General features: G+C 69.6%; 18 protein-coding genes. 9 read left to right on the forward strand and 9 right to left on the reverse strand.

The window, feature by feature from the left end:
• Positions 1–58 precede the first annotated feature (58 nt).
• Entirely contained in the window at positions 59–3,568 is a 3,510-nt protein-coding gene (metH, locus tag SLUN_RS07750; RefSeq protein ID WP_108147792.1) for a methionine synthase, read from the reverse strand.
• A gap of 239 nt (positions 3,569–3,807) precedes the next feature.
• Here metH and SLUN_RS07755 point away from each other — a divergent pair, with 239 nt between their 5' ends.
• The 6 genes from SLUN_RS07755 to SLUN_RS07780 all read left to right on the forward strand — a co-directional run bounded on the left by SLUN_RS07755 (position 3,808) and on the right by SLUN_RS07780 (position 11,051).
• Positions 3,808–4,572 carry an IclR family transcriptional regulator gene (locus SLUN_RS07755; RefSeq protein ID WP_108154579.1) on the forward strand — a complete coding sequence of 255 codons (765 nt, stop codon included), beginning with the start codon at positions 3,808–3,810 and terminating at the stop codon, positions 4,570–4,572.
• Between the two features lie 241 nt (positions 4,573–4,813).
• Positions 4,814–5,602, forward strand: a complete 789-nt coding sequence (locus SLUN_RS07760) for an MIP/aquaporin family protein (protein WP_108147793.1) — start codon at positions 4,814–4,816, stop codon at positions 5,600–5,602.
• Positions 5,603–5,632: 30 nt separating this feature from the next.
• Positions 5,633–7,168 carry a glycerol kinase GlpK gene (glpK, locus tag SLUN_RS07765; RefSeq protein WP_108147794.1) on the forward strand — a complete coding sequence of 512 codons (1,536 nt, stop codon included), beginning with the start codon at positions 5,633–5,635 and terminating at the stop codon, positions 7,166–7,168.
• Between the two features lie 6 nt (positions 7,169–7,174).
• Complete coding sequence (locus SLUN_RS07770) at positions 7,175–8,782, forward strand: glycerol-3-phosphate dehydrogenase/oxidase (RefSeq protein ID WP_108147795.1); 1,608 nt, start codon at positions 7,175–7,177, stop codon at positions 8,780–8,782.
• 230 nt (positions 8,783–9,012) lie between these two features.
• Entirely contained in the window at positions 9,013–9,684 is a 672-nt protein-coding gene (locus SLUN_RS07775; protein WP_108147796.1) for a FadR/GntR family transcriptional regulator, read from the forward strand.
• Between the two features lie 368 nt (positions 9,685–10,052).
• A complete protein-coding gene (locus SLUN_RS07780) occupies positions 10,053–11,051 on the forward strand; it encodes a PAC2 family protein (RefSeq protein ID WP_108147797.1) in 999 nt (332 codons plus the stop codon).
• Positions 11,052–11,109: 58 nt separating this feature from the next.
• Here the strand turns inward: SLUN_RS07780 and SLUN_RS07785 are convergent, their stop codons facing one another.
• Complete coding sequence (locus SLUN_RS07785) at positions 11,110–12,078, reverse strand: SMP-30/gluconolactonase/LRE family protein (protein WP_108147798.1); 969 nt, start codon at positions 12,076–12,078, stop codon at positions 11,110–11,112.
• Positions 12,079–12,317: 239 nt separating this feature from the next.
• Between SLUN_RS07785 and SLUN_RS07790 the strand changes: the two genes are divergently transcribed.
• Positions 12,318–14,102 (forward strand): S8 family peptidase, encoded by a 1,785-nt coding sequence (locus SLUN_RS07790; protein WP_108154580.1) that lies wholly within the window; start codon positions 12,318–12,320, stop codon positions 14,100–14,102.
• 24 nt (positions 14,103–14,126) lie between these two features.
• Positions 14,127–14,594: a hypothetical protein gene (locus SLUN_RS07795; RefSeq protein ID WP_108147799.1), complete on the forward strand. Its 468-nt coding sequence runs from the start codon at positions 14,127–14,129 to the stop codon at positions 14,592–14,594.
• Positions 14,595–14,664: 70 nt separating this feature from the next.
• On the opposite strand, the gene SLUN_RS07800 is transcribed toward SLUN_RS07795, so the two are convergent.
• From SLUN_RS07800 to SLUN_RS07820, 5 genes are all read right to left on the reverse strand, one after another.
• Positions 14,665–17,706: an NPCBM/NEW2 domain-containing protein gene (locus tag SLUN_RS07800; RefSeq protein ID WP_108147800.1), complete on the reverse strand. Its 3,042-nt coding sequence runs from the start codon at positions 17,704–17,706 to the stop codon at positions 14,665–14,667.
• 112 nt (positions 17,707–17,818) lie between these two features.
• Positions 17,819–19,048 carry a cysteine--1-D-myo-inosityl 2-amino-2-deoxy-alpha-D-glucopyranoside ligase gene (mshC, locus tag SLUN_RS07805; protein WP_108147801.1) on the reverse strand — a complete coding sequence of 410 codons (1,230 nt, stop codon included), beginning with the start codon at positions 19,046–19,048 and terminating at the stop codon, positions 17,819–17,821.
• Positions 19,049–19,256: 208 nt separating this feature from the next.
• Positions 19,257–20,075 (reverse strand): SCO1664 family protein, encoded by an 819-nt coding sequence (locus SLUN_RS07810; RefSeq protein WP_108147802.1) that lies wholly within the window; start codon positions 20,073–20,075, stop codon positions 19,257–19,259.
• Positions 20,039–20,629, reverse strand: a complete 591-nt coding sequence (locus SLUN_RS07815; protein WP_108147803.1) for a DUF3090 domain-containing protein — start codon at positions 20,627–20,629, stop codon at positions 20,039–20,041. Before SLUN_RS07815 ends, SLUN_RS07810 begins: the two co-directional genes overlap by 37 nt.
• 109 nt (positions 20,630–20,738) lie before the next feature.
• Positions 20,739–21,425 (reverse strand): histidine phosphatase family protein, encoded by a 687-nt coding sequence (locus SLUN_RS07820; RefSeq protein WP_108147804.1) that lies wholly within the window; start codon positions 21,423–21,425, stop codon positions 20,739–20,741.
• Between the two features lie 59 nt (positions 21,426–21,484).
• On the opposite strand from SLUN_RS07820, the gene corA reads away from it, so the two are divergent.
• On the forward strand, positions 21,485–22,477 hold the full coding sequence (gene corA, locus SLUN_RS07825; RefSeq protein ID WP_108147805.1) for a magnesium/cobalt transporter CorA: 993 nt from the start codon (positions 21,485–21,487) through the stop codon (positions 22,475–22,477).
• 37 nt (positions 22,478–22,514) lie between these two features.
• Here the strand turns inward: corA and SLUN_RS07830 are convergent, their stop codons facing one another.
• Entirely contained in the window at positions 22,515–23,300 is a 786-nt protein-coding gene (locus tag SLUN_RS07830) for a hypothetical protein (protein ID WP_108147806.1), read from the reverse strand.
• 210 nt (positions 23,301–23,510) lie between these two features.
• Positions 23,511–24,560, reverse strand: coding sequence for an LLM class F420-dependent oxidoreductase (locus SLUN_RS07835; RefSeq protein ID WP_108147807.1), 1,050 nt, complete (start codon positions 24,558–24,560; stop codon positions 23,511–23,513).
• Positions 24,561–24,593: the final 33 nt, after the last annotated feature.

The raw sequence follows: 24,593 nt of genomic DNA on the forward strand, positions 1-24,593 counted from the left end.
TCCCAGCTGGGGAAGGCGGCCGGCCTGCACTGGACCGATAAGTGTACGTCGCGTCCGACTAACGTGCGTTGAAGTACTTCGCCTCGGGGTGGTGGATGACGATCGCGTCGGTGGACTGTTCGGGGTGGAGCTGGAACTCCTCGGAGAGCTGGACGCCGATCCGCTCGGGCTCGAGCAGGGTGGCGATCTTGGCGCGGTCCTCGAGGTCGGGGCAGGCGCCGTAGCCGAGGGAGAAGCGGGCGCCCCGGTACTTCAGGGCGAACATGTCCTCCACGTCGGCGGGGTCCTCGCCGGCGAAGCCGAGCTCGGAGCGGACCCGGGCGTGCCAGTACTCGGCCAGCGCCTCGGCCAACTGCACGGACAGGCCGTGCAGTTCGAGATAGTCGCGGTACGAGTCCGACTCGAACAGCTCGGCGGTAGCCTCACCGATCTTCGAGCCGACGGTGACGATCTGCAGGCCGACCACGTCGGTTTCGCCGGACTCCTCGGGGCGGAAGAAGTCCGCCAGGCAGAGCCTGCGGCCGCGGCGCTGACGCGGGAAGGAGAAGCGGGTGCGCTCCGAGCCGTCCTCGTTCAGCAGGATCAGGTCGTCGCCCTTGGAGACGCAGGGGAAGTATCCGTAGACCACGGCCGCTTCCAGCAGGTTCCTGGTGTGCAGCTGCTCCAGCCAGCCCCGCAGCCGCGGCCGGCCCTCGGTCTCGACGAGCTCCTCGTACGTCGGCCCGTCACCCGCGCGGGCCTGCTTGAGGCCCCACTGGCCCTTGAACAGCGCGCCCTCGTCCAGCCAGGACGCGTACTCCTTCAGCTGGATCCCCTTGATCACCCGGGTGCCCCAGAACGGCGGCTCGGGGACCGGGTTGTCGATCGCCACGTCCGAGCGGGCCTCGCCCTCTTCGGGACGATCCTCGACGACCGCGTTCGTGGTGGCGCGGACCCGGCGCTGCTTGAGCTCGGGCAGTACGGCTCCGGGGACGCCGCGCTTGACCCCGATCAGGGCGTCCATCAGCCGCAGACCCTCGAACGCGTCGCGGGCGTAGCGGACTTCACCCTCGTAGATCTCGTGCAGATCCTGCTCGACATACGCCCGCGTCAGCGCCGCACCGCCCAGGATCACCGGGAACTCGGCGGCCAGCTTGCGCTGGTTGAGCTCCTCCAGGTTCTCCTTCATGATCACCGTGGACTTCACCAGCAGCCCGGACATCCCGATGACATCGGCCCGGTGCTCCTCAGCGGCTTCCAGGATCGCGGAGACGGGCTGCTTGATCCCCAGATTCACCACGTTGTAGCCGTTGTTGGACAGGATGATGTCCACCAGGTTCTTCCCGATGTCGTGCACATCGCCGCGCACCGTGGCGAGCACGATGGTGCCCTTGCCCTCCGCGTCCGACTTCTCCATGTGCGGCTCGAGATGGGCGACGGCGGTCTTCATGACCTCGGCGGACTGCAGCACGAACGGCAGCTGCATCTGCCCGGAGCCGAAGAGCTCTCCGACGACCTTCATGCCCTCCAGGAGGGTTTCGTTGACGATGTCGAGGGCGGGGCGGGACTGCAGCGCCTCGTCGAGGTCGGCCTCCAGGCCGTTCTTCTCGCCGTCGATGATGCGGCGCTGCAGGCGCTCCTCCAGCGGAAGGGCGAGGAGTTCCTCGGCCCTGCCCGCCTTCATCGACTTCATGTTGACGCCCTCGAAGAGCTCCATGAGCTTCTGCAGCGGGTCATACCCCTCGGCGCGGCGGTCGTAGATCAGGTCGAGGGCGACCTTGACCTGCTCCTCCTCCAGCCGCGCGATCGGAAGGATCTTCGAGGCGTGCACGATCGCCGAGTCGAGGCCGGCCTTGACGCACTCGTCGAGGAAGACGGAGTTGAGGACCACGCGGGCGGCCGGGTTGAGGCCGAAGGAGATGTTCGACAGACCCAGGGTGGTCTGGACGTCGGGGTGGCGGCGCTTCAGCTCGCGGATCGCACCGATGGTGGCGATGCCGTCGCCGCGGGACTCCTCCTGGCCCGTGCAGATCGTGAAGGTCAGCGTGTCGATGAGGATGTCCGACTCGTACACCCCCCAGTTGCCGGTGAGGTCGTCGATCAGCCGCTCGGCGATGGCGACCTTGTGCTCGACGGTGCGGGCCTGACCCTCCTCATCGATCGTCAAAGCGATCAGCGCGGCACCGTGCTCGACGGCCAGCTTGGTGACCTTCGCAAACCGCGACTCCGGGCCGTCGCCGTCCTCGTAGTTGACCGAATTGATGACAGCGCGGCCGCCGAGCTTCTCCAACCCCGCCTGCAGAACAGGCAGTTCCGTGGAGTCGAGGACGATCGGCAGCGTGGACGCGGTCGCGAAGCGGCCCGCCAGCTCCTCCATGTCGGCAACACCGTCCCGGCCGACGTAGTCGACGCACAGGTCGAGCATGTGCGCGCCCTCACGGATCTGGTCCCGGGCCATCTCCACACAGTCGTCCCAGCGCCCGTCCAGCATGGCCTCGCGGAACTTCCTCGAGCCATTGGCATTCGTCCGCTCACCGATCGCCAGGTACGAAGTGTCCTGACGGAAGGGCACGGTCTGGTAGAGCGAGGTCGCGCCCGGCTCCGGGCGCGGGTCACGGGCGGGCGGGGTCAGATCACGTACCCGGTCGACGACCTGGCGCAGGTGCTCCGGAGTCGTACCGCAGCAGCCGCCGACCAGCGAGAGACCGTATTCGCGTACGAAGGTCTCCTGCGCGTCGGCCAGGCCCTCGGGACCGAGCGGGAAGTGCGCCCCGGCCTTGGTGAGCACCGGCAGTCCGGCGTTCGGCATGCAGAGCAGCGGGATACGGGAGTGGCGCGTGAGGTAGCGCAGGTGCTCGCTCATCTCCGCCGGGCCCGTCGAGCAGTTCAGACCGATCATGTCGACGCCGAGCGGCTCGAGCGCGGTCAGTGCCGCACCGATCTCCGAGCCGAGCAGCATGGTGCCGGTCGTCTCGAAGGCCAGCGATACCCACAGCGGAAGGTCGGACCCTGCCGCGTCCAGTGCCCGGCGGGCGCCCAGCACCGCGGCCTTGGTCTGCAGCAGATCCTGCGTCGTCTCCACGATGAGCGCATCGGCGCCGCCGGCGATCAGTCCCTCGGCGTTCTGCTGGAAGCCGTCGCGCAGCACGGTGTACGGGGCGTGGCCGAGCGTCGGCAGCTTGGTGCCGGGGCCCATCGAGCCCAGCACCCAGCGCTGCCGGCCGTCCGCGGAGAACTCGTCGGCCACCTCGCGGGCGATGCGGGCGCCGGCTTCCGAGAGCTCGAAGTTGCGCTCCGCGACGTCGTACTCGTTCAGGGCGGAGAAATTTGCCCCGAAGGTGTTGGTCTCAACGAGGTCGACACCGGCCGCGAAGTACTCCTGGTGCACGGAGCGGACGATGTCGGGGCGGGTGACGTTCAGGATTTCGTTGCAGCCTTCGAGATTCTCGAAGTCCTCGAGTGTCGGGTCCTGTGCCTGCAGCATCGTGCCCATGGCGCCGTCGGCCACGACCACACGCGTGGCGAGCGCCTCACGGAGGGCGTCGATTCGGGTCCGGCTGTCAGCGGAGGGGGTCGGCAACGAGGCCATGGATGTACTCCCAGGGATGCGACGGCTGTCGGCTTTGCGTCTTCCGGTGGAAGGCGCACGGAGCCAGAGTAGCCGGGCGGACCGCAGTGGGCGCGGGCGTCCCACGGGGCGGACGCGATTCCCTTCCCCGGGTTCGCGTTGTCTTTCGGTTGTTGCGTACTCGCTCTGCGGTGACACAAGGTCGGCATCGAGCGATAGTGTTCGGCATTGTCGAACTGAAGTGGAGAAGGGCCGAGCCGATGGCGAAAAACATCCAGTCACTCGAACGGGCAGCGGCGATGCTGCGACTGCTCGCGGGCGGAGAGCGCCGGCTGGGCCTGTCCGACATCGCCTCCTCGCTCGATCTGGCCAAGGGCACCGCCCACGGCATTCTGCGCACGCTCCAGGCCGAGGGCTTCGTCGAGCAGGATGCGGCGTCCGGCCGCTACCAGCTCGGGGCGGAGCTGCTGCGCCTCGGCAACAGCTATCTCGACGTGCACGAGCTGCGCGCCCGTGCCCTGGTCTGGACGGACGACCTGGCGCGCTCCAGCGGCGAGAGCGTCCACCTCGGCGTGCTGCACCAGCACGGCGTCCTGATCATCCACCACGTCTTCCGGCCCGACGACAGCCGCCAGGTCCTGGAGGTGGGGGCCATGCAGCCGCTGCACTCCACAGCCCTGGGCAAGGTGATCACGGCGTACGACCCGGTGGCGCACACCGAGGCACTCGAGGTCGAGCGCAAGGTCTTCACGCCGCGGACCGTCACAGGCCTGACGGACTTCGAGACGGTGCTCGACGATGCGCGGGCGCGCGGCTGGGCGGCCGATGTGGAGGAGACCTGGGAGGGCGTCGCCTCGGTGGCCGCGCCCATCCACGACCGGCGCCGTATGCCCGTCGGAGCTGTGGCCATCACGGGTGCGGTCGAGCGGGTCTGCAACGACGGTGAGCTGCGTTCCGAACTGGTCGCCGCGGTACGGGACTGTGCCCGCGCGGTCTCCCGGGATCTGGGCGCCCAGCGCTTCTGAGCGGCGCTTCGGCACGGTTTGGCAGACCATCGGTAACGATCCAGTTTTCGGCCACTGAACCCTTGACGTCGTATTAACCCCGGGGCAACACTGCCGTGCATCGGTCGGCATTGCCGAACACCTACCGGTAATACACGTTAGGGTGTGACAACGCCAACGGCCGAAAACGCCCTCACCTGAGGGCGCGGACCACCGGAGGGACCCGGGGTTCGCCTTCCCCCGAAGGACAAAGGAGTCGCGGGTGTCCAACTCCGACATCTTCATCGGCGAGATCATTGGTACCGCCGTTCTCATCCTGCTCGGCGGTGGCGTCGTCGCCGCAGTCGTACTCAAGCGCTCGAAGGCGCAGAACGCCGGCTGGCTGGCGATCACCTTCGGGTGGGGCTTCGCGGTCATGATCGCGGTCTACATGACGGGCACGCTCTCCGGCGCCCACCTCAACCCGGCGGTCACCGTCGGCATCGCGATCAAGGACAGCGACTGGAGCAACGTTCCGGTCTACATCGCCGGCCAGATGGTCGGCGCCATGCTCGGTGCCGCCCTGGTCTGGATCGCGTACTACGGACAGTTCCGCGCCCACCTCACGGACCCGGAGATCATCTCCGCACCTCCGCACGAGGAAGGCCTGGTCAGCGAGGAGGCCGCTCCGAAGGCCGGCCCGGTGCTCGGCGTCTTCTCCACCGGACCCGAGGTCCGCGTGGCATGGCAGAACCTGGCCACCGAGATCATCGGCACCACCGTCCTGGTGCTCGCGGTACTGACGCAGGGCCTCAACAACAGCGGCGACGGTCTGGGCGTCATCGGCGGTCTGATCGTCGCGCTCACCGTCGTCGGCATCGGCCTCTCGCTCGGCGGCCCGACCGGCTACGCCATCAACCCCGCCCGTGACCTTGGCCCGCGCATCGTGCACGCCCTGCTGCCGCTGCCCAACAAGGGCGGCTCGGACTGGGGCTACGCCTGGATCCCGGTTGTCGGCCCGCTGGTCGGCGGAGCCCTCGCGGCGGGTATCTACAACCTCGCGTTCGCCTAAGCCGTCCCTTCGATCTCGCAGGAGCACCCCGTGACCGACGCACACACCACCGGCCCGTTCATCGCGGCCATCGACCAGGGCACCACCTCCAGCCGCTGCATCGTCTTCGACACCGACGGCAGGATCGTCTCCGTCGACCAGAAGGAGCACGAGCAGATCTTCCCGAAGCCGGGCTGGGTGGAGCACAACGCAGCCGAGATCTGGACCAATGTCCAGGAGGTCGTCGACAGCGCCATCGCGAAGGCGGGCATCACCTCCGCCGACGTCAAGGCCATCGGCATCACCAACCAGCGCGAGACCACCGTCCTCTGGGACAAGAACACCGGCGAGCCGGTGCACAACGCGCTGGTCTGGCAGGACACCCGTACCGACGCGCTCTGCAAGGAGCTCGGCCGCAACGTCGGCCAGGACCGCTTCCGCCGCGAGACCGGCCTGCCCCTGGCCTCGTACTTCGCCGGCCCGAAGATCCGCTGGCTGCTCGACAACGTCGAGGGCCTGCGCGAGCGCGCCGAGCGTGGCGAGATCCTCTTCGGCACCATGGACTCCTGGGTCATCTGGAACCTGACCGGCGGTGTCGACGGCGGCCACCACGTCACGGACGTCACCAACGCCTCGCGCACCATGCTGATGAACCTGCACACCCTCGACTGGGACGAGAAGATCCTCCAGTCCATGGACGTGCCGGCCGCGGTGCTGCCGGAGATCCGCTCCTCCGCCGAGGTGTACGGGACTGCCAAGAGCGGCGCCCTCGCCGGTGTGCCGGTCGCGTCCGCGCTCGGTGACCAGCAGGCGGCCCTGTTCGGCCAGACCTGTTTCGCCGAGGGCGAGGCCAAGTCCACCTACGGCACCGGCACCTTCATGCTGATGAACACCGGTCACGAGCCCGTCAACTCGTACAACGGCCTGCTGACCACGGTCGGCTACCGGATCGGCGACCAGCCTCCGGTGTACGCGCTGGAGGGTTCCATCGCCGTCACCGGTTCGCTGGTGCAGTGGATGCGCGACCAGATGGGCCTGATCAGCACTGCCGCTGAGATCGAGACGCTTGCCCTCTCCGTAGAGGACAACGGCGGCGCCTACTTCGTACCGGCCTTCTCCGGCCTGTTCGCCCCGTACTGGCGTGACGACGCCCGTGGTGTGATCGCGGGTCTGACCCGCTATGTCACCAAGGCTCACATCGCGCGTGCCGTGCTCGAGGCCACCGCCTGGCAGACCCGCGAGATCAGTGACGCCATGACCAAGGACTCCGGCGTCGAGCTGACCGCGCTCAAGGTCGACGGCGGTATGACATCCAACAACCTGCTGATGCAGACCCTCTCGGACTTCCTGGACGCACCGGTCGTGCGCCCGATGGTCGCCGAGACGACCTGCCTCGGCGCTGCCTACGCCGCCGGCCTGGCCGTCGGCTACTGGCCGGACACCGACGCCCTGCGTGCCAACTGGCGCCGGGCCGCCGAGTGGACCCCCCGCATGGACGCGGACCAGCGGGACCGTGAGTACAAGAGCTGGCTCAAGGCCGTCGAGCGGACCATGGGCTGGCTCGAAGACGACGCTGACGAGGAGTAAATCGAGATGACCACCCTGCAGAGCGTCCCTGCCCTGGGGACGCACCCGGCCTCCGGCTCCCTGCCGAGCCGCGCCGCGACTCGGGAGCAGCTTTCCAAGGCGACATACGACCTCCTGGTGATCGGCGGCGGCATCCTGGGCATCTCCACGGCCTGGCATGCGGCGCAGTCCGGGCTGCGGGTGGCTCTGGTGGACGCCGGCGACTTCGCCGGCGCCACCTCCTCCGCCTCCTCCAAGCTGGTCCACGGCGGGCTGCGGTACCTGCAGACCGGCGCGGTCAGGCTGGTGGCGGAGAACCACCACGAGCGGCGTGTACTGGCCAAGGACGTGGCCCCGCACCTGGTCAACCCGCTCACCTTCTACCTGCCGGTCTACAAGGGCGGACCGGTGGGTGCCGCCAAGCTGGGCGCGGGCGTGTTCGCCTACTCGGCGCTGTCCGCCTTCGGTGACGGCATAGGCAAGGTCATCTCGCCGGCCAAGGCGGTCGCCGCCAACCCGGGTCTGAAGACGGACAACCTCAAAGCCGTCGCCGTCTACTACGACCACCAGATGAACGACTCGCGGGTCGCCGTCATGACGGTCCGCGCGGCCGTCGAGTCCGGTGCGGTCGTCCTCAACCACGCCGAGGTCACCGGTCTGCGCATGACGCAGGGCAGGGTGTCGGGCGCGGAGCTCAAGGACCGCCTCGACGGCACTGAGTTCGGCGTGAACGCCCGCGTCGTGCTCAACGCGACCGGTCCCTGGGTGGACCACCTGCGGCGCATGGAGGACAAGCACTCCATGCCGTCCATCCGCCTCTCCAAGGGCGCGCACATCGTGATGAAGCGCACGTCGCCGTGGAAGGCCGCCATGGCTACCCCGATCGACAAGTACCGCATCACGTTCGCCCTGCCGTGGGAGGACCAACTGCTCCTGGGTACGACCGACGAGAAGTACGAGGGCGACCCGGCGGACGTCCACGCCACCGAGTCCGACATCCAGCAGATCCTGGACGAGGCGGCCTTCTCGGTGAAGGACGCCGACCTCGACCGCTCGCTGATGACGTACGCCTTCGCGGGCCTGCGGGTGCTGCCCGGCGGCCCCGGCGGCGTCGAGAAGGCCAAGCGCGAGACGGTTGTGTCCGAGGGCGCCGGCGGCATGCTCTCCGTCGCGGGCGGCAAGTGGACGACCTACCGGCACATCGGCCGGGTGGTCATGGACAAGCTGGCGAAACTGCCCGGCAGCCCCCTGACCGGGGACATGGAGCCGATGTCGTCCCTGGTCCGCCGGGTGCCGCTGCCCGGTGTCGCCAACCCCAACGCGGTCGCGCACCGGCTGCTGGTCGGCAGTGAGCCGGGCACCCGGATGGATCCCGCGACCGCGCGCCACCTGGCGTCGCACTACGGCTCGCTGTCGTTCGACATCGCGCGCCTGGTCAACGAGGACCCGGCGCTCGGCGAGCGGATCCACGAGGACGGTCCGGAGATCTGGGCGCAGGTCGTCTACGCGCGGGACAAGGAGTGGGCCGAGACGGTGGACGACGTGCTCCGCCGCCGTACGACGCTGACGATCCGCGGCCTGGACACCGAGGACGTCCGCGCCAAGGTGACGGACATGCTGGGCAACAAGGCCTGACAGCACCGGTTGAAGGGGCGGCCCCGTGTGGGGCCGCCCCTTTGTCGTGCCATGCCGGCAAGGGCGCGGAGGCCGGGCACTTCGATCCCTTCGGGCTCGACCGGACGGAACAGACCGAAACCCTGCGGCGATTTGCCGAGGAGATCGCTCCAATCGTACGGAAGGAGGCTCCGACCACACTCTGGGACGCATAATGGGGGACTGATACATCGGATGTCTGGAGGTCGCCCATGGCCGTAACCGACGAGGCCATCGAGAAGATCAAGGGAATGATCGTCTCGGGTGCACTGAGCCCCGGCGACCGCCTCCCCAAGGAGAGCGAACTCGCCGCCGAGCTGGGCCTGTCCCGCAACTCACTGCGCGAGGCGGTGCGCGCGCTGTCGCTCATCCGCATCCTCGACGTACGGCAGGGCGACGGCACGTACGTCACCAGCCTGGACCCGCAGTTGCTGCTGGAGGCCCTGAGCTTCGTGGTGGACTTCCACCGGGACGACACGGTGCTTGAGTTCCTGGCTGTACGCCGCATCCTGGAGCCGGCCGCCACGGCGATGGCGGCGACGCGGATCAGCGAGAGCGAACTGGACGTACTGAGCGCCCAGTTGGATGCGCTGGGGGCGCACCCTTCGGTGGAGGAGCTGGTCGCCGCGGACCTCGAATTCCACCGCGGCATCGTGCAGTCGTCGGGCAATTCGGTGCTGTGCTCGCTGCTGGACGGGCTCTCCGGGCCGACGACCCGGGCGAGGGTCTGGCGCGGCCTGACCCAGGAGGACGCGGCGAGCCGCACGCTGCACGAGCACCGGGCGATCTTGTCGGCGCTGCGGGACAGGGATGGGGAGGCGGCGCGGTCATGGGCGACGGTGCACATCGCGAGCGTGGAGCAGTGGCTCCGCTCGACGCTGTAGCCGGGGTCCGCCCCGGACCCCGCTCCACGGGTTCATGGCGTCCGAGCCGTCGAGCTGTTCCGAGGTGGGGAAGCGGATGTCGTGAACCTCGAACTCCGTGACGGTCTGGCTCATGCACGCACCCCCGGAAGACGAACATCGGACCTCTTGGTCATCCGATGTATAGCGCCGTCCAGAGGGCAGCGTCCAGGGTTGGGGGCAAAAGTTTCGGCCACAGCTCGGATGAATCGACTGCCGGATGCCCTGGTTCTCCGACGTATGCCCGATCGAGCGGAAGTTCACCCGGCCGTGCAAGGGGGCTGCGGCGGGGCACCCGGTAAGCCGTAAGGTTGGGGCGTGGACAAGGGAACTTCGGAAGGAGGCACTGGGTGATCGAGCTCGAGGGGGTTCCCGAGCTGATCGACCCGGTCATGGTGGCCGCGTTCGAGGGCTGGAACGACGCCGGCGACGCCGCCTCCACCGCGGTCGCTCACCTGGACCGGGAATGGAAGGGCGAGGTGTTCGCGGCGCTCGACGCCGAGGACTACTACGACTTCCAGGTCAACCGGCCCACGGTGTGGCTGGACGGCGGGGTACGGAAGATCACCTGGCCCACCACCCGGCTCTCCGTGGTCCGCATCGGCGGCGACAAGCCGCGCGACCTGGTGCTGGTGCGCGGCATCGAGCCGTCCATGCGCTGGCGCTCGTTCTGCAACGAGATTCTGGGCTTCGCCCATGAACTCGGCGTCGAGATGGTGGTGATCCTGGGCGCGCTGCTCGGCGACACCCCGCACACCCGTCCCGTGCCGGTCAGCGGCATCACGTCGGACGCGGATCTGGCCAGGACGATGGATCTGGAAGAGACCCGGTACGAGGGGCCGACCGGCATCGTCGGCATCCTCCAGGAGGCTTGCACGCACGCGGGCGTGCCGGCGGTGAGCCTGTGGGCCGCGGTGCCGCACTATGTGTCGCAGCCGCCCAACCCCAAGGCGACGCTGGCCCTGCTCAACCGTCTCGAGGACCTCATCGGCCTCCGCATTCCGCTGGGTGAACTGCCCGAGGACGCCCGGGCCTGGCAGCTCGGGGTGGATCAACTGGCCGCCGAGGACAGCGAAGTGGCGGAGTACGTCCAGACGCTGGAGGAGGCGCGGGACACCGCGGAGCTGCCCGAGGCGTCGGGTGAGGCCATCGCGCGCGAGTTCGAGCGGTATCTGCGGCGGCGCGACGGGGGGCCGGGGCACGCGACCGACGGGGGCGAGGGCAGTTCGTATCTGCGCGACCCCTCCAGCGGGCGCACCCGGCCGCCGATGCCGCCGCGGGCGGAGCCGGACACCGAGGCCGAGCCGGAGGCCGGAGCGGGCGACGGGGAAGATTCCTCGGACGACTGAGGCATCGAGGTGAGGAGAAGGGGCGGCGCCGGTGGCGCCGCCCCTTCTCACATCTCTCCTAGCGGCCCTGGTCCACCGCGACCGCGTCGTACGTCGTGGCGGGTGTCGGCGTCACATCGAAGCGGGCGTTGGGCAGATAGATCCTCTCGCCCCAGGCCGCCGCCGTCGTGGGGATCTTGAAGCGGGGATCGGTGATGCGTGCGATCGCCGTGCCACGGGTGCCGGACTCGTTGAGCCGCAGCACATCGACGGCGTTCTGCTGCTGCTGCACGACGTAGAGGATGCGGCCGAGCAGCAACAGTCCGTCGCCGTTCGGGAGTTCGGTGTCGCCGATGTCGACGCGGCGCGCGACGCCCGTACGCGGATCGACCCGCATCAGGGAGCCGCCTTCGACCACGGTGTTGACCATCAGCAGGGCGCGGCCGTCCGGGGTGCGCTCGATGCCGTTGGCCGTGAAGCCGGTCCCCTGCTCCCAGTCACCGGTCAGCGGGACGGTCGTGACCTTGTCGCCCGGCTCGTCGTGCCGGCCGAGCGGGAGCCGGTAGATCTGCGCTGTGAACGAATCCGTGAACCAGGCGGCCCCCGGGGTGAGGATCACATCGTTGACGAACGTGGTGTCCGAGCCGACGGAGAAGGTCCTCAGCAGCTTCCCCGAGCGGACGTCGGCCACCCGGATCTCCCGGCTCGCGCCGCCGCTGAGGAACAGCAGCCGCTCGCGCCGGTCGATTTTCAGTCCGATCACGGGGTGCTCGGCGCCGAGCCCTTGGCTGATGACCCGTCCCTGGCCCGTGGCCAGGGACGCGCGGTGGATGTCGCCGCTCGCGATCGACCCGAAATAGGCGTACTGGCTCGATCCGATGGTGACGCCCTCGGGCCGGAAGCCGTCCGGCAGCGGGAAACTCGTGGGCCATCGCCCACTGGTGGATTCGGCCGCCCGGGCAACCCCGCCCAGAGGGGAGAGGAGCGCCGCGCCGCCGAGGGCCGCGACCGCCCCGAGAACTCTTCGACGTGCGAAGGAGCGTTGCATTGACCGTCCTTCCGACAAGTGTTCTACAGACGCTCTCACCTCAGCACACAGCAGGCGGCTCCGTAGTGTTTGGCCGAATTGTGGGGTGACATCGCCTTCAAGACGAAATGCATGGGCTTCCCATGTGACTTGATTTCAAACGTAGTTCGCGCAAGCGGGGTGGACGCGCCGCCCCGGCGAGAGCAGGGTGGCCACCACGGCACGACATGGAGCACGGCACGAAGGGAGCGGTCGAAGCGATGACCGATCAGGCACTCCCAGGTCAGGGCCCCGGAACTGCGGGCCCTGGACCCGACGGAGCTGGATTCACCTATCAAGGAGCCGAGCCGGAGCTGATCGTCGTCGCACGGGCCGAGGCCCGGCTGCGCGCCGGCACGGAAGGCATACGGTCGGCCTCCGGGGCGGACATCTCCGCACTGAACATGTTCCTGAGCGACGAACAGCTCGCTCTGGAGCCGGTGTTCGGCAATGAGGAGCGGATCCGGTCCGCCCTGCCCGCGCAGCCCTCCGGACCGGCCGACGGCGGCGGCGGCGGCCGGGGCACGATGCCGGACCTCTCGCTCTTCTATCGCGTACGGGGCGGCGGCGAGCGGGCCGAGGAGCTGACCGCGCGGCTGGCCGCACTCCCCGAGATCGAGACGGCGTACGTCAAGCCCGGCGCCGTACCCGCTCGGACCACACCGCAGGGCGCCCCGCCGAACCTCCGGCCGGAGGAGGCCAAACGACTCAAGGAGGGCGCGCCCGCGACCCCCGACTACACCGGCCGCCAGGGCTACCTGGCGCCCGCGCCCGAGGGCGTCGACGCGTACTGGGCCTGGCAGCGGCCGGGCGGCTCGGGCCAGGACGTCACCGTCGTCGACGTCGAGGGCGCCTGGCAGCTGGGCCACGAGGACCTCGCGGACAAGCTCGCCGGGATCGTCGTCGGACATCCGATCCAGGACATCGCCTGGCGCAATCACGGCACGGCGGTCCTCGGCGTCATCGGCGGCGACCGAGACGAGAAGGGCATCACCGGTATCGCGCCCGAGGCGGTGACCGCGGCTGCGTCGTTCCAGGGCATCGGCTCCGCCGCGGCCATCCATGCCGCGGCCGAGCGCCTCCTGGCCGGCGACCTCCTCCTGATCGAGCTCCACCGGCCGGGCCCGCGGTTCGACTACGCGGTACGCGACGACCAGCGCGGCTATGTCGCGGTGGAGTGGTGGCCGGACGACTGTGCCGCGATCCGCTGGGCGACGGCGAAGGGCGTCCTGGTCGTGGAGGCGGCGGGCAACGGCGGCGAGAGCCTGGACGACGCGGTGTACGAGCGCAGGCCCGACGCGTTCCCCGAGTGGTGGCGCAATCCCTTCAACCCGTCGAACCAGGCCTCGGGCGCGGTGCTCGTAGGAGCGGGCGCTCCCCCGCCCGGGACGCACGGCCGCGACCACGGTCCCGACCGCTCGCGGCTGGCGTTCTCCAACTACGGGGCACGGCTCGACGCCCAGGGCTGGGGCCGCGAGGTCACCACGACCGGCGGCTTCTGGGACCGGGCCGGTGATCTGCAGGGCGGCGCGGAGGAGATCGCCTGGTACACGGACACCTTCTCCGGCACCTCGTCCGCATCGCCGGTGGTGGTCGGCGCACTGGCCTGCCTGCAGGGCATCCTCAAGGCCGCAGGCCTCGCCCCGATGAGCCCCGAGCGGGCCCGCGAGGTGTTACGCAGGACCGGTTCGGCGCAGCAGGACGCCCCGGGCCGCCCGGTCTCGGAGCGCATCGGCAACCGGCCCGACATCAAGGCGGCCGTCACCCAGCTGGTTCCTTCGTCGGTCGGGTCCGGTCAGGCGGAGCAGTACTGGGACGAACTGATGCCGTACCCCCGTGAACTTCCCCCGCGCCTGAGGCTGTTCGTGGCCGGCGCGTGGCGCAACCTCAACCACCCCGCCCCCGAGGTCCGCCAGGCGGTACATGCCGCCTTCGCGGGGGGACGGCCGGACGTACGCGTCTGGTACTCGGACGACGAGGTCGTGGGCCTTGTCGTCGCCGGATGAATCGAAAGGGAAGGTGAACATGGCATGAGCACCACCCCGCAGATGAACCCCAGCACGATGAGTCAGCAGTACGGGCAGCAGCCGTACGGCCACCAGCAGTACGGGCAGCAGCCGTTCGCCCAGCAGGGCGCGAGCACCGCCCCGCCGCTCCAGCAGCAGCTGCGTCAGCTCGGCCAGCAGCAGCCGTACCAGCAGCTGCTCCAGCAGCTCGGCCAGGAGCAGTCGCAGCAACCGATGGTGCTGCCGAGCGCGGTCGACGCCCAGGCCATCACCAGCGGCATCGCCACGAAGTTCTGGGACGTCGTCACGCCGTTCCCGGGCCAGCCGTCGATCCTCTACCTGTTCATCGACAACGCGTGGCGGCAGCTGGTCAACCCGAACCAGGTGACGCATGACGAGGTCCAGGAGGCGTTTGCCTTCGGGCAGCAGGTCATCGGGTTCTACGAATCCACGAACAGCGTCATCCAGGCGGTCGTGGTGAACAAGCAGTAGGACGTGCGCCCTCAATCGCCGGCGAAGCTCAGCCCCGCCGGCGATTGGGGCGCGGGCCCCGGCTACAGGCTCACGCGCAACTGAAGCGCGCCGCGGCCCAGTCCCCGTGGTCCCCCGCCTTCGACCCATTCGTGTCGGTCACGTTCAGCCGCACATGCCGCGCCCCCTCCAGCCGCACATCCACCGGTACCGTCGCCGACGCCCCCGTCACCTTCGGCGAGGTCCACAGCACCTTGCCGTCCGCCTCGACCGAGAAGGCCACCTCCCCATAGCCGTTGATCTCGTCGTCGATGCCGACGTCCGCGGTCAGCGAGGTGCAGCGGCCGCCGAGGTAGACCTCGATGCCGGAGTCCGCGTGGACGCCGATCCCCTTCTCGTACGTCGTGCCCGCCAGGGTGAGCGGATGTCCGTCCGCCGCCCCCGACTCGCCGTTGCTGCGGTCGCGTTCGGCGGGCCCGTAGCCGTTCGTGGACCTCAGCCACACCAGGTCGCTCGCCCAGGCGTCGGCGGCCGGCGGTGGCGGCATCACTCCCACCGCGAACCGCTGTACGGAGGTACGGTCCACGCCCGCCGCCCGATGGCGCACGGCCGCCGTCAGCGTCGCCTCGCCCGGCTTGGCGTCCACGGCGGGGGTGACGGCCACCTCGACGCGCTTCGTCGTCCCCGCCGGGATACGGTCCACGGTCTGCGCGGGCGTGATCTGCCAGCCCGCAGGCGCGTTGAGGGAAACCTGTACCCCGGTGGCGTCCCGGCCGCCCGCCGTGACATCGACGGCGACCTTGCCGGGCGCGCCCGCGCCGAGCTCCTGCCCCGCCGGTACGGAGACGGACACGGCCGCGCCCGGAGTCCTGCCGCCGACCGCGCTGGTGTCCTCGAGCTCCAGCTCGAAGCCCCGGTCGGTGCGCAGAGACGGCGTCTTGACGTGCACCACGCCACCGCGGTCGTCCTGGTCGTACCACCAGCCCTGCGCGGCCCTCTCGTACGCGCCCTTCGAGCTCCGGCTCGGCAGCCCGCGGCCGTCGAGCTCCACCGTGCTCGGCGCGTCACCGGTGTGCACGCTGAAGTGGTACGGGCGTGTGGACTGCTTGCCCGTGAACTCGCCCTTGCTCGCACCGATCCGGACCCTCACGTCTCCGGCCCCGCTCCGCGGCGCGTCGACATCCGCGCGCTGGGTCGCGTACTTGCCGCCGCGGTGCTGACGGGTGACGCCGTCGTCCTCGTACAGCGTGAAGGACGACTTCCCCTGCGGGTAGATGTCCCAGGCGAGCGGGGATCCGGCGGTGCGGTCGGCGTACGAGCGGATGCCCGGCCACATCGGGACGGTGGCCCCGGCCTTCACGAACAGTGGCAGGGTGTCGAGCGGTGCGCTGTAGTTGTCGACGGTGACGGGACCTTCGTAACTCCGCCCGCTCCAGTAGTCGATCCACGTCCCCTTCGGGAGGTAGATCCCGTCGCGCTCGACGGCGTCCTGGTAGACGGGCGCGACCAGGAAGTCCTCGCCGCTCAGGAACTCGTACTTGGCCGCGTCCGTCGCCGCCTCGGGGTCGTCCGGGTACTCGAGCGCGAGCGGCCTGGCGAGCCCGACGCCCGTCCGGGTCGCCTCGTGCGCGTAGGAGTAGATGTACGGCAGCAGCGACTCGTGCAGCTTGAGGTAGTCGCGGTTGACGGAGGTGTACGGCTCTCCGTACCGGAAGGGCTGCTTATCGCTCGCCGCCCAGCCGTCCATCGTCATCGTGACCGGCAGGAACATCTTCCACTGCAGATCACGGGCGTACGTCTTGGGGCTGCCGCCGAAGATTCCGTCCACGTCGCCGGTCGTGTAGGCGAGTCCGGACATGCTCGCGCCGGCGTAGGTCGGGATCTGCCAGCGGATGTACTCCCAGCTGCCGGACTGGTCGCCGGACCACTGCACTCCGCATCGCTGCGCGCCCGACCAGCTCTCCGGCGCCCAGGTGAAGCCGCGGGCGTCGCTGTTCTCCTCGATCCCCTTGTACGCGTCCTTGCAGCCGTCGAGGGCGAACTTGTAGCCGTCGCCGACCCAGGCGACATCCAGTTTGGCGACGCGCTGTCCTGCCCTGACCTGCTCGGCGAGCTTGCCGATGCCGTCCTCGGTCCACAGGCCCATCTGCGTCTTGCGGTCCTGGAGCCCCTTGGCCGTTTCCGCCAGGTCCTCGTATCCGCACCCATAGCCGTCGTTGACGAGCATCCAGCCGTTGGGCATGTCGTTCTGCACATACCCGTCGGCGACCTTGAGGGCGTCGAGAGTGTGCCGCTCGCCCCGGTTGGCGTTGTGCAAGTAGCAGTCGGCGTCGCCGATCTCGAGACCGTAGACGGGTGGCAGGAAGGGCTTGCCGGTCAGCTTCGTGTACTGGCCGATGACGTCCTTGGCGCTGGGACCCGCGAAGTAGTAGGCGTCGAAGCGCTGTTCCTTGGCGGTGGCCGTCACCGGGTCGTTGAACGCGTATGTGTTGGGTGCGTACGTGTTGCGGTAGACGCCGTATCCCTCCGAGGAGAGGTAGAACGGCACGGAGTTGGGGTGCCCGCCGTCGTCCCAGTTGTAGTCGACGCCGACCTCGACGGTCTTGCCGCGGTGGGAGGTGTTGCCGCGGCCGTTCTGCATTCCGGCGCCGTAGTACTGCTCGGCCGTGCCACGGGCGAGGGTCTGGGTGGTCTTGTCCCGGCCCCAGGTCAGGCCCGTGGTCTCGGCCCAGAGCTGGGTGCCGTCGGCGCGGTGGAGGGCGAAGCGCAGGGGCGACTTGTAGGCGCGCAGGGTGACCTTGGAGGTGCCGAGTTCATAGCGGTCGCCCTTGTCGCTCCAGTGGGTGGCGGGCGGGGCGCCCTGGGGCAGGACGATGTCCTGGCCGGTGGGGTCGGTGAAGGTGCCGTCCGGGGCGAGTTCGATACGGAAGGTCTCGCCGGAGACGAAGCTGACGCGGGCGACGGCGTTGCCGGCCGTGAGCCGGTAGACGGGGCCGTCGTGCGCGAAGCCGGTGACGTCACCCACTGTCGTATCGGCGGGCTCGGCCTGCGCGCTGCCGGCAGGGCCGGTGACGGCGGCGAGCAACCCGATCAGGGCGGCAACGACCGCTGATCTGAACCGTTTTGGTGTCATGGCGTGTGTCTAACGCGTTGGCGCGTACACGACCATGGACTTATGTCCGGCCGCTCCTGGACTTATCGCGCGTCCCGGAGCGGCCGGAGGGTTAACCGGTGGGGTTCAGGTCCTAGAGCGCTACGCCCAGGAGGGCGTCGACGGCGCGGGACACCAGACCTGGCGCCCCCTCGTCCGTACCGCCGTCCGACTCCTGGAGCGCGGCCCAGCGGTCCACGGCGAGGAGCGCGGCGGGGGCGTCGAGGTCGTTCGCGAGGGCCTCGCGGATCTCCTCGACGAGGTCGTCGGCGGACGGCCCGTCGGGCCGGGAGACGGCCGCGCGCCAGCGCCCGAGGCGCTGCTGCGCCTCTTCGAGCACGGCGTCCGTCCACTCCCAGTCGGCCCGGTAGTGGTGCGAGAGCAGCGCGAGCCGGATCGCGGCGGGGTCCACGCCGTCGCGGCGCAGCTTGGACACGAAGACCAGGTTGCCCTTGGACTTGGACATCTTCTCGCCGTTGAGCGCGACCATGCCGGCGTGCACGTACGCCTTGGCGAAGGGGTACTCGCCGGTGAGCGCCTGGGCATGCGACGCCCCCATCTCGTGGTGCGGGAAGGTGAGATCGGATCCGCCGCCCTGCACGTCGAAGCCCATGCCGAGGTGATCCAGGGCGATGGCGACGCACTCGATGTGCCAGCCGGGCCGGCCGCGGCCGAGAGTGCCGCCGTCCCAACTCGGCTCGCCCTCGCGGGCGGACATCCACAGCATCGGGTCGAGCGGGTTCTTCTTGCCTGGCCGGTCGGGGTCGCCGCCGCGCTCGGCGGACAGCAGCCGCATGGCTTCGGCGTCGAGATTGGACACCTCCCCGAAGTGCGGATCGGCCTCCACGGAGAAGTACACGTCGCCCTCGAGCTCGTACGCGGCACCGGCGTCGCGGAGGCGCTCGACGAGCGGCACGATGCCGGGTATCGCCTCGACGGCGCCTATGTAGTGCTGTGGCGGGAGCATGCGCAGGGCGGTCATGTCCTCGCGGAACAGTGCGGTCTCCCGCTCGGCGAGCTCGGTCCAGTCGTGACCGTCGCGGATCGCCCGCTCGAGGAGGGGGTCGTCGACGTCGGTCACGTTCTGGACGTAGTGAACCTGCCGCTTGGTGTCGAGCCACACGCGCTGAACGAGGTCGAACGCGTTGTAGGTCGCCGCGTGACCCATGTGGGTCGCGTCGTACGGCGTGATGCCGCAGACGTAGATACGGGCGACGGGACCGGGGTCGAGGGTGATCGTCCCCTGGGTCGCGGTGTCGTGGATCTGGAGGTCGCGGCCCTCACCAGGCAGGGCGGGGACCTCAGAAGCGGGCCAGGCATACATGTCATGAGCCTAACCGGACGGGTGTTCCGCATACGAACCGGATCACTCGACTTGGCGGGATTCGGGGTCCTGGGGGTGCGGGGTCCTGTGTGGGCACCCGGTCTTGTCCGGTGCCCGTTGGGGTCTCACCTACCTCCCCCTGGGTTCGGGGGTCTTGCCCCCGGTTCGGGAAGGGCCGGGGTGGGGTGGGGGAAACACACCCCCCACCTCACACCGGCGGCCAGGGAATCGCCGGCCACTCCCCCGACGGCCCCGGATGCCGCCCCGACTCCCGCAGCGCGTCCACCCTGCCCCGCAGCGCCTCCACCTCCGCCGACGTCAGCAGTTCCGCCAGACGGGTGGTGAGCGGTGTGCCCTCGCCCAGGGCCGCGGCCAGCGTGGCGAGGGACTCCGCCGCCTCCGGCGGCAGGGACTCCCCCGCCCACCCCCACAGCAGCGTCCGCAGTTTGTCGTCCACGTTGAACGTGACCCCGTGGTCGATCGCGTACAGCGCCCCGTCCACCGTCGGCAGCAGATGCCCGCCCTTGCGGTCCCCGTTGTTGATCACCGCGTCCAGCACCGCGAGACGCCGCAGCCGTGCGTCGTCCGCGTGGACCAGCAGCGCCGTACGCCCCTCGCCCACCTCCGCGAAGCCGACCGCCTTCCAGCCCTCTCCTGGCTCCTCGTCCTCGACCAGGGCCAGCAGGGACGCCGACGGGTCCGCCTCGATCCAGAGCTGGACCATGCCCTCGCCGTACGGCCCGTCCCGCAGGACGGTCGGCGGGACGAGACTCCACCCCATCGCCTCACAGAGCTCGTACGCCGCCACCTCCCGCTGCGCGAGCGTCCCGTCCGGGAAGTCCCACAGCGGCCGTTCCCCGGCGACCGGCTTGTAGACGCAGTGGGCCTTTTCGCCCTCGTACGAGACGGAGCAGTACAGCACCGCGTTGGACGCCTCGCGGACCCGGCCGCGCACAGTGAGCTCACCCTTGGCAAGCAGGTCCACCGAGGTCACGCGCCCCGGCGGTATCCGTTCTGGCGCGGGCATACGTGTCCTTCCGGATCGAGCGGCAGGCTGCACAGCGGGCACGGCGGCCGGCCGGCGTTCACCACCTCCAGCGCGCGTTTGGCGAAGGCCCTGGCCTGCGATCCGGTCAGCCGTACGCGCAGCATCGGCGGACCGTTCTCCTCGTCCTGCAGCAGCCGCTCCTCGGCCTCTGCGAGGTCCTCCTCGGAGTCCGCGTCCAGCTCCACCAGCGCCTGCGCCTCGACGATCATGCGCTGTTCCTCGCCGTCCCAGGCCAGCGCCATCGTGCCGACCCGGAACTCCTCCTCGACCGGCGCGTCCAGCGGCGCGGTGTCCGCGACGTCTGCCGGCGCGACGGCCGGTACCGGCGCGTTGCCCCCGGTGCGGCGTACCACCTCGTCCAGCAGCTCGTCGATCCGCTCGGCGAGTGCGGCCACCTGGGTCTTCTCCAGGGCGACGCTGGTCACGCGCCCCAAGGCGGAAGCCTGCAGGAAGAACGTACGGCGTCCAGGCAGCCCGACCGTACCGGCCACGAAACGGTCCGGCGGGTCGTAGAGGAACACCTGACGGGACACGTTCTCTCTCCCTTGGGATCTGTCGGCACCGACGGGTGTCGGACGGACTCGGACGACTGTCGAGCGGGCGTACGGGTTTTCGGCCCGTCCACCCTACTGCGCGAAGCGATCACGGTGCGCCCGCGCCGCCTCCTACGACACCGGCCCCGCCACCACCGCTCTCACGCGGTGCCAGGGAGCCGAAGTCCCCGGTGTCACCGAGGCGCAGAAGGAACGGACGGGTGCGGGTGTAGCGGATCGCGGTGACGGAGCACGGCTCCACATGGATCCGCTGGAAGAGATCGAGATGCATGCCGAGCGCGTCCGCCACCAAGGACTTGATGATGTCGCCGTGCGAGCACATCACATACGCCGCGTCCTCGCCGTGCGCCGCGTCCACGCGCGCGTTCCAGTCGCGTACCGCGTCGACGGAACGCGCCTGCATCGCCCGCATCGACTCGCCGCCGGGGAACGTCGCGGCGGACGGATGCTGCTGCACGACCTCCATCAGCGGCTCGTCGGCGAGTTCCGCGAGCTTGCGCCCCGACCAGTCGCCGTAGTGGCACTCACCGATCCGCTCGTCGGTGTGCAGCTCAAGACCGGGCCGGGCGTCCAGCAGCGGCTGCAGGGTCTGTACGCAGCGCTCCAGCGGGCTCGCGACGGCGGCGGCGAGCGGCACCGCGGCAAGCCGCTCGGGCAGCGCGGCCGCCTGGGCAGCGCCGCGCTCGTCCAGGCAGACGCCCGGCGTCCAGCCCGCGAGCACCCCCGCGGTGTTGGCGGTGGAACGTCCGTGGCGTACGAGGATCAGCGTGGCCATGCCGATCAGCCTAGAGCGACCGACCCGCGGGGGTGCGTCCGGGCCGTGGACACGGAAGAATGCGCGCCGTGATCGTGGACTCTGCCATTTACCGCGACGGGCGCCGGACCGAGGGTCCGTCCGACCTCTCCGATGCCCTGGCCGAGGCACGGGCCACCGGCGACGCCTTTCTCTGGATCGGTCTCTACGAGCCGACCGAGAAGGAGTTCGACCACGTATCGGCGGAGTTCGCGCTGCATCCGCTGGCGGTTGAGGACGCACTCAACGCTCACCAGCGCCCCAAGCTCGAGGTCTACGACGACTCGCTGTTCGCGGTCCTCAAGCCGGTCGTCTACGACCAGAAGAGCGGCACCGTCACCACCGGCGAGCTGATGGTCTTCATCGGCGACTCGTTCGTGGTGACGGTCCGGCACGGGGAGGGCTCTCCGCTGCACGCCGTACGCGTACGTCTGGAGGCCGATCCGAAGGTGCTCAAGCACGGCCCGACGGCGGTGCTGTACGCGATCAGTGACGCGGTCGTCGACCACTACATCGACGTCGCCGCCGAGCTCCAGGTGGACCTGGAGGAGTTGGAGACCGAGGTCTTCGCACCCGTCGGCCGCGGCGCACGCAACAGCGCGGAGCGGATCTACACCTTCAAGCGGCAGGTGCTGGAGTTCCGCCGCGCCGCCGCACCGCTGTCCGCTCCGATGGCCCGTCTTGCGAGCGCGGCCGTTCCGTTCGTTCATGAGCACTCGCAGCCGTTCTTCCGGGACGTCAACGACCATCTGATGCGAGCGAACGAGCAGGTGGAGGGTCTCGACCGGCTGCTGTCGGACGTCCTGTCCGCCCATCTCGCGCAGATGGGCGTGCGGCAGAACGACGACTTGCGCAAGATCTCGGCGTGGGCGGCCATGATCGCGGTCCCCACGATGGTCGCGGGGATCTACGGAATGAACTTCGACCACATGCCGGAGCTGCGGTGGGTGTGGGCATACCCGGTTGTGCTGCTTCTGATGGCAGGGGCGGTATGGGGGCTGTTCCGGCAGTTCAAGCGCCGCGGCTGGCTGTAGGTCCCTCCGGCGCCCTCGCGGATTTGTCGGACACGGCCTAGAACGCGGGCGCGGGCGCGGCGGGTCCGTCGAGTGTGCCGCGGCGCTGCGGCATCTTCAGGCTGACCATCCCGTGCCAGCCGCCGAACCTCTCGTACGCGTACATGGCGTGGATGCCCGCGGCGAGCGCCGCGGACTTGGGCTTGGGCCAGTGCAGCAGACGCCCCATGTGGTCCATCACCGCGAGGCTCACATCGCGGTAGACCTTGATCTCGGCGAGTGCGCTCTCGCGCAGCACCCGCTGGATCGTCCGGCCGTGCCCAGCGGCAACGAGACGCAGCAACTCCTCGTGGCAGTACGACAGATGGTTGTCCTCGTCGTGGCAGATCATGGTGATCGCCCTGCCGAGTTCGGGGTGGTCGCCGAAGTGCTTCACCAGCATGTCCATCTGGTCGGCGGCCCGCTGTTCGGTGACCCTGCTGTGCGAGAGATAGACGACGATGTCCTCTTCGCTCAGCGGCTCGTCGCGGCGCAGCTTCTCGTGGGCGAGTCCGATGCCCTGCTTCTCGAGCAGCATCGTGTAGTCGGTCTCGGGCGGGACGGCGACCGGCTCGAGCCCACGCTTCTTGAGCAGGGCGTTGAAGAGCCGGCCGTGCTTGTCCTCGTCGGCGCCGTGCCGGGTGATTTTCGGCGCGAGGGCACGCATGCTCTCGGGCACGAGGGCGGCGATACGGCCGTTCTCCCAGCCGCCCTGGGTCTCGCCACTGGCCGCGATCGAGCAGAAGAGCTGGAAGGAGTCGTCGTCGTCGATTATTTCCTGGAAAAGACTTCGGGCCGAAAGCATCACTGCCACCTCCGTGAGAACGTCCCGCAAACGAGTCAAATGCGGTACGGGAGGCGAGGCAACAGGTGGGCCGGACAACTCCGCCGAACGGCTGACATCAAGGCTCGTACGGGGCGTAACCGGGGTGGGCCTTCGCGCGTTGTGCTGCGTGACGGCCGTGGCGGGGAAGACCCCCCGAGCCCCCACCACGGCCGCAGGCTTCCCCAGGTACTACGCGAGACCCGCGCGCTCCAGGGCATCGGTGCCGGCGCGCAGGGCTGTGAGCCGCTCGTCGAGCGTGAAGCCGGCCGGGGCGAGGGTCAGGGTCGTGACACCTGCAGCGGCGTACGCCTGCATCCGCTCGGCGATCCGCTCCACCGGGCCCAGCAGAGTTGTCTGGTCGATCAGCTGGTGCGGGACCGCCGCGGCCGCGCCCGGCTTGTCGCCGGAGAGGTACTTGTCCTGGATCTCGGCGGCTTCCTTCTCGTAACCCATGCGCTGCGCAAGCTGGTTGTAGAAGTTCTGCTTGCGGCTGCCCATGCCGCCGACGTACAGCGCGGTGTACGGACGGAACATGTCGGCCAGTCCGTTGACGTCGTCACCGACGGCGAGCGGCAGCGTCGGACAGACGTCGAAGCCCTCCATCGTCTTTCCCGCCTTCTCACGGCCCGCGCGCAGGTGCTTGATCGCGGTGTCCTCGAGGTGGTCGGCGGACGGGAAGATCAGCAGGGCGCCGTCCGCGATCTCGCCGGTCTGCTCCAGGTTCTTGGGGCCGATCGCGGCGATGTAGAGCGGGATGTGCTCGCGCTCCGGGTGGACGGTGAGCTTGATCGGCTTGCCCGGGCCGCCCGGCAGCGGGAGCGTCCAGTGCTCGCCCTCGTACGACAGCCGCTCGCGGGACATCGCCTTGCGGACGATCTCGACGTACTCACGGGTGCGGGAGAGCGGCTTGTCGAACTTGATGCCGTACCAGCCCTCGGAGACCTGCGGGCCCGAGACGCCGAGGCCGAGCCGGAAGCGGCCGCCGGAGAGGGAGTCGAGGGTGGCGGCCGTCATCGCGGTCATGGCGGGCTGACGGGCCGGGATCTGCATGATGGCGGAGCCGACGTCGATGCGCTCGGTCTGCGCGGCGACCCAGGTGAGCACGGTGGGGGCGTCGGAGCCGTACGCCTCGGCGGCCCAGCAGACGTCGTAGCCGAGCTGGTCGGCCTCCTTCGCGACGGCGAGGTTGTCGCCGTCCATCCCCGCGCCCCAGTAGCCGAGGTTGATGCCGAGCCGCATAACCGCTCCCTCTTACTGATCAGTAACGTCCCT

The sequence above is a fragment of the Streptomyces lunaelactis genome, from assembly GCF_003054555.1.
Classification (GTDB): Bacteria; Actinomycetota; Actinomycetes; order Streptomycetales; family Streptomycetaceae; genus Streptomyces; species Streptomyces lunaelactis.

Excerpts from the sequence above, each read along its gene's own strand:
- metH (WP_108147792.1), bottom strand. The coding sequence starts at position 3,568 with ATGGCCTCGTTGCCGACCCCCTCCGCTGACAGCCGGACCCGAATCGAC.
- SLUN_RS07755 (WP_108154579.1), top strand. The coding sequence starts at position 3,808 with ATGGCGAAAAACATCCAGTCACTCGAACGGGCAGCGGCGATGCTGCGA.
- SLUN_RS07770 (WP_108147795.1), top strand. The coding sequence starts at position 7,175 with ATGACCACCCTGCAGAGCGTCCCTGCCCTGGGGACGCACCCGGCCTCC.
- SLUN_RS07775 (WP_108147796.1), top strand. The coding sequence starts at position 9,013 with ATGGCCGTAACCGACGAGGCCATCGAGAAGATCAAGGGAATGATCGTC.
- SLUN_RS07785 (WP_108147798.1), bottom strand. The coding sequence starts at position 12,078 with ATGCAACGCTCCTTCGCACGTCGAAGAGTTCTCGGGGCGGTCGCGGCC.
- SLUN_RS07790 (WP_108154580.1), top strand. The coding sequence starts at position 12,318 with ATGACCGATCAGGCACTCCCAGGTCAGGGCCCCGGAACTGCGGGCCCT.
- SLUN_RS07795 (WP_108147799.1), top strand. The coding sequence starts at position 14,127 with ATGAGCACCACCCCGCAGATGAACCCCAGCACGATGAGTCAGCAGTAC.
- SLUN_RS07800 (WP_108147800.1), bottom strand. The coding sequence starts at position 17,706 with ATGACACCAAAACGGTTCAGATCAGCGGTCGTTGCCGCCCTGATCGGG.
- mshC (WP_108147801.1), bottom strand. The coding sequence starts at position 19,048 with ATGTATGCCTGGCCCGCTTCTGAGGTCCCCGCCCTGCCTGGTGAGGGC.
- SLUN_RS07810 (WP_108147802.1), bottom strand. The coding sequence starts at position 20,075 with ATGCCCGCGCCAGAACGGATACCGCCGGGGCGCGTGACCTCGGTGGAC.
- SLUN_RS07820 (WP_108147804.1), bottom strand. The coding sequence starts at position 21,425 with ATGGCCACGCTGATCCTCGTACGCCACGGACGTTCCACCGCCAACACC.
- corA (WP_108147805.1), top strand. The coding sequence starts at position 21,485 with ATGCGCGCCGTGATCGTGGACTCTGCCATTTACCGCGACGGGCGCCGG.
- SLUN_RS07830 (WP_108147806.1), bottom strand. The coding sequence starts at position 23,300 with ATGCTTTCGGCCCGAAGTCTTTTCCAGGAAATAATCGACGACGACGAC.
- SLUN_RS07835 (WP_108147807.1), bottom strand. The coding sequence starts at position 24,560 with ATGCGGCTCGGCATCAACCTCGGCTACTGGGGCGCGGGGATGGACGGC.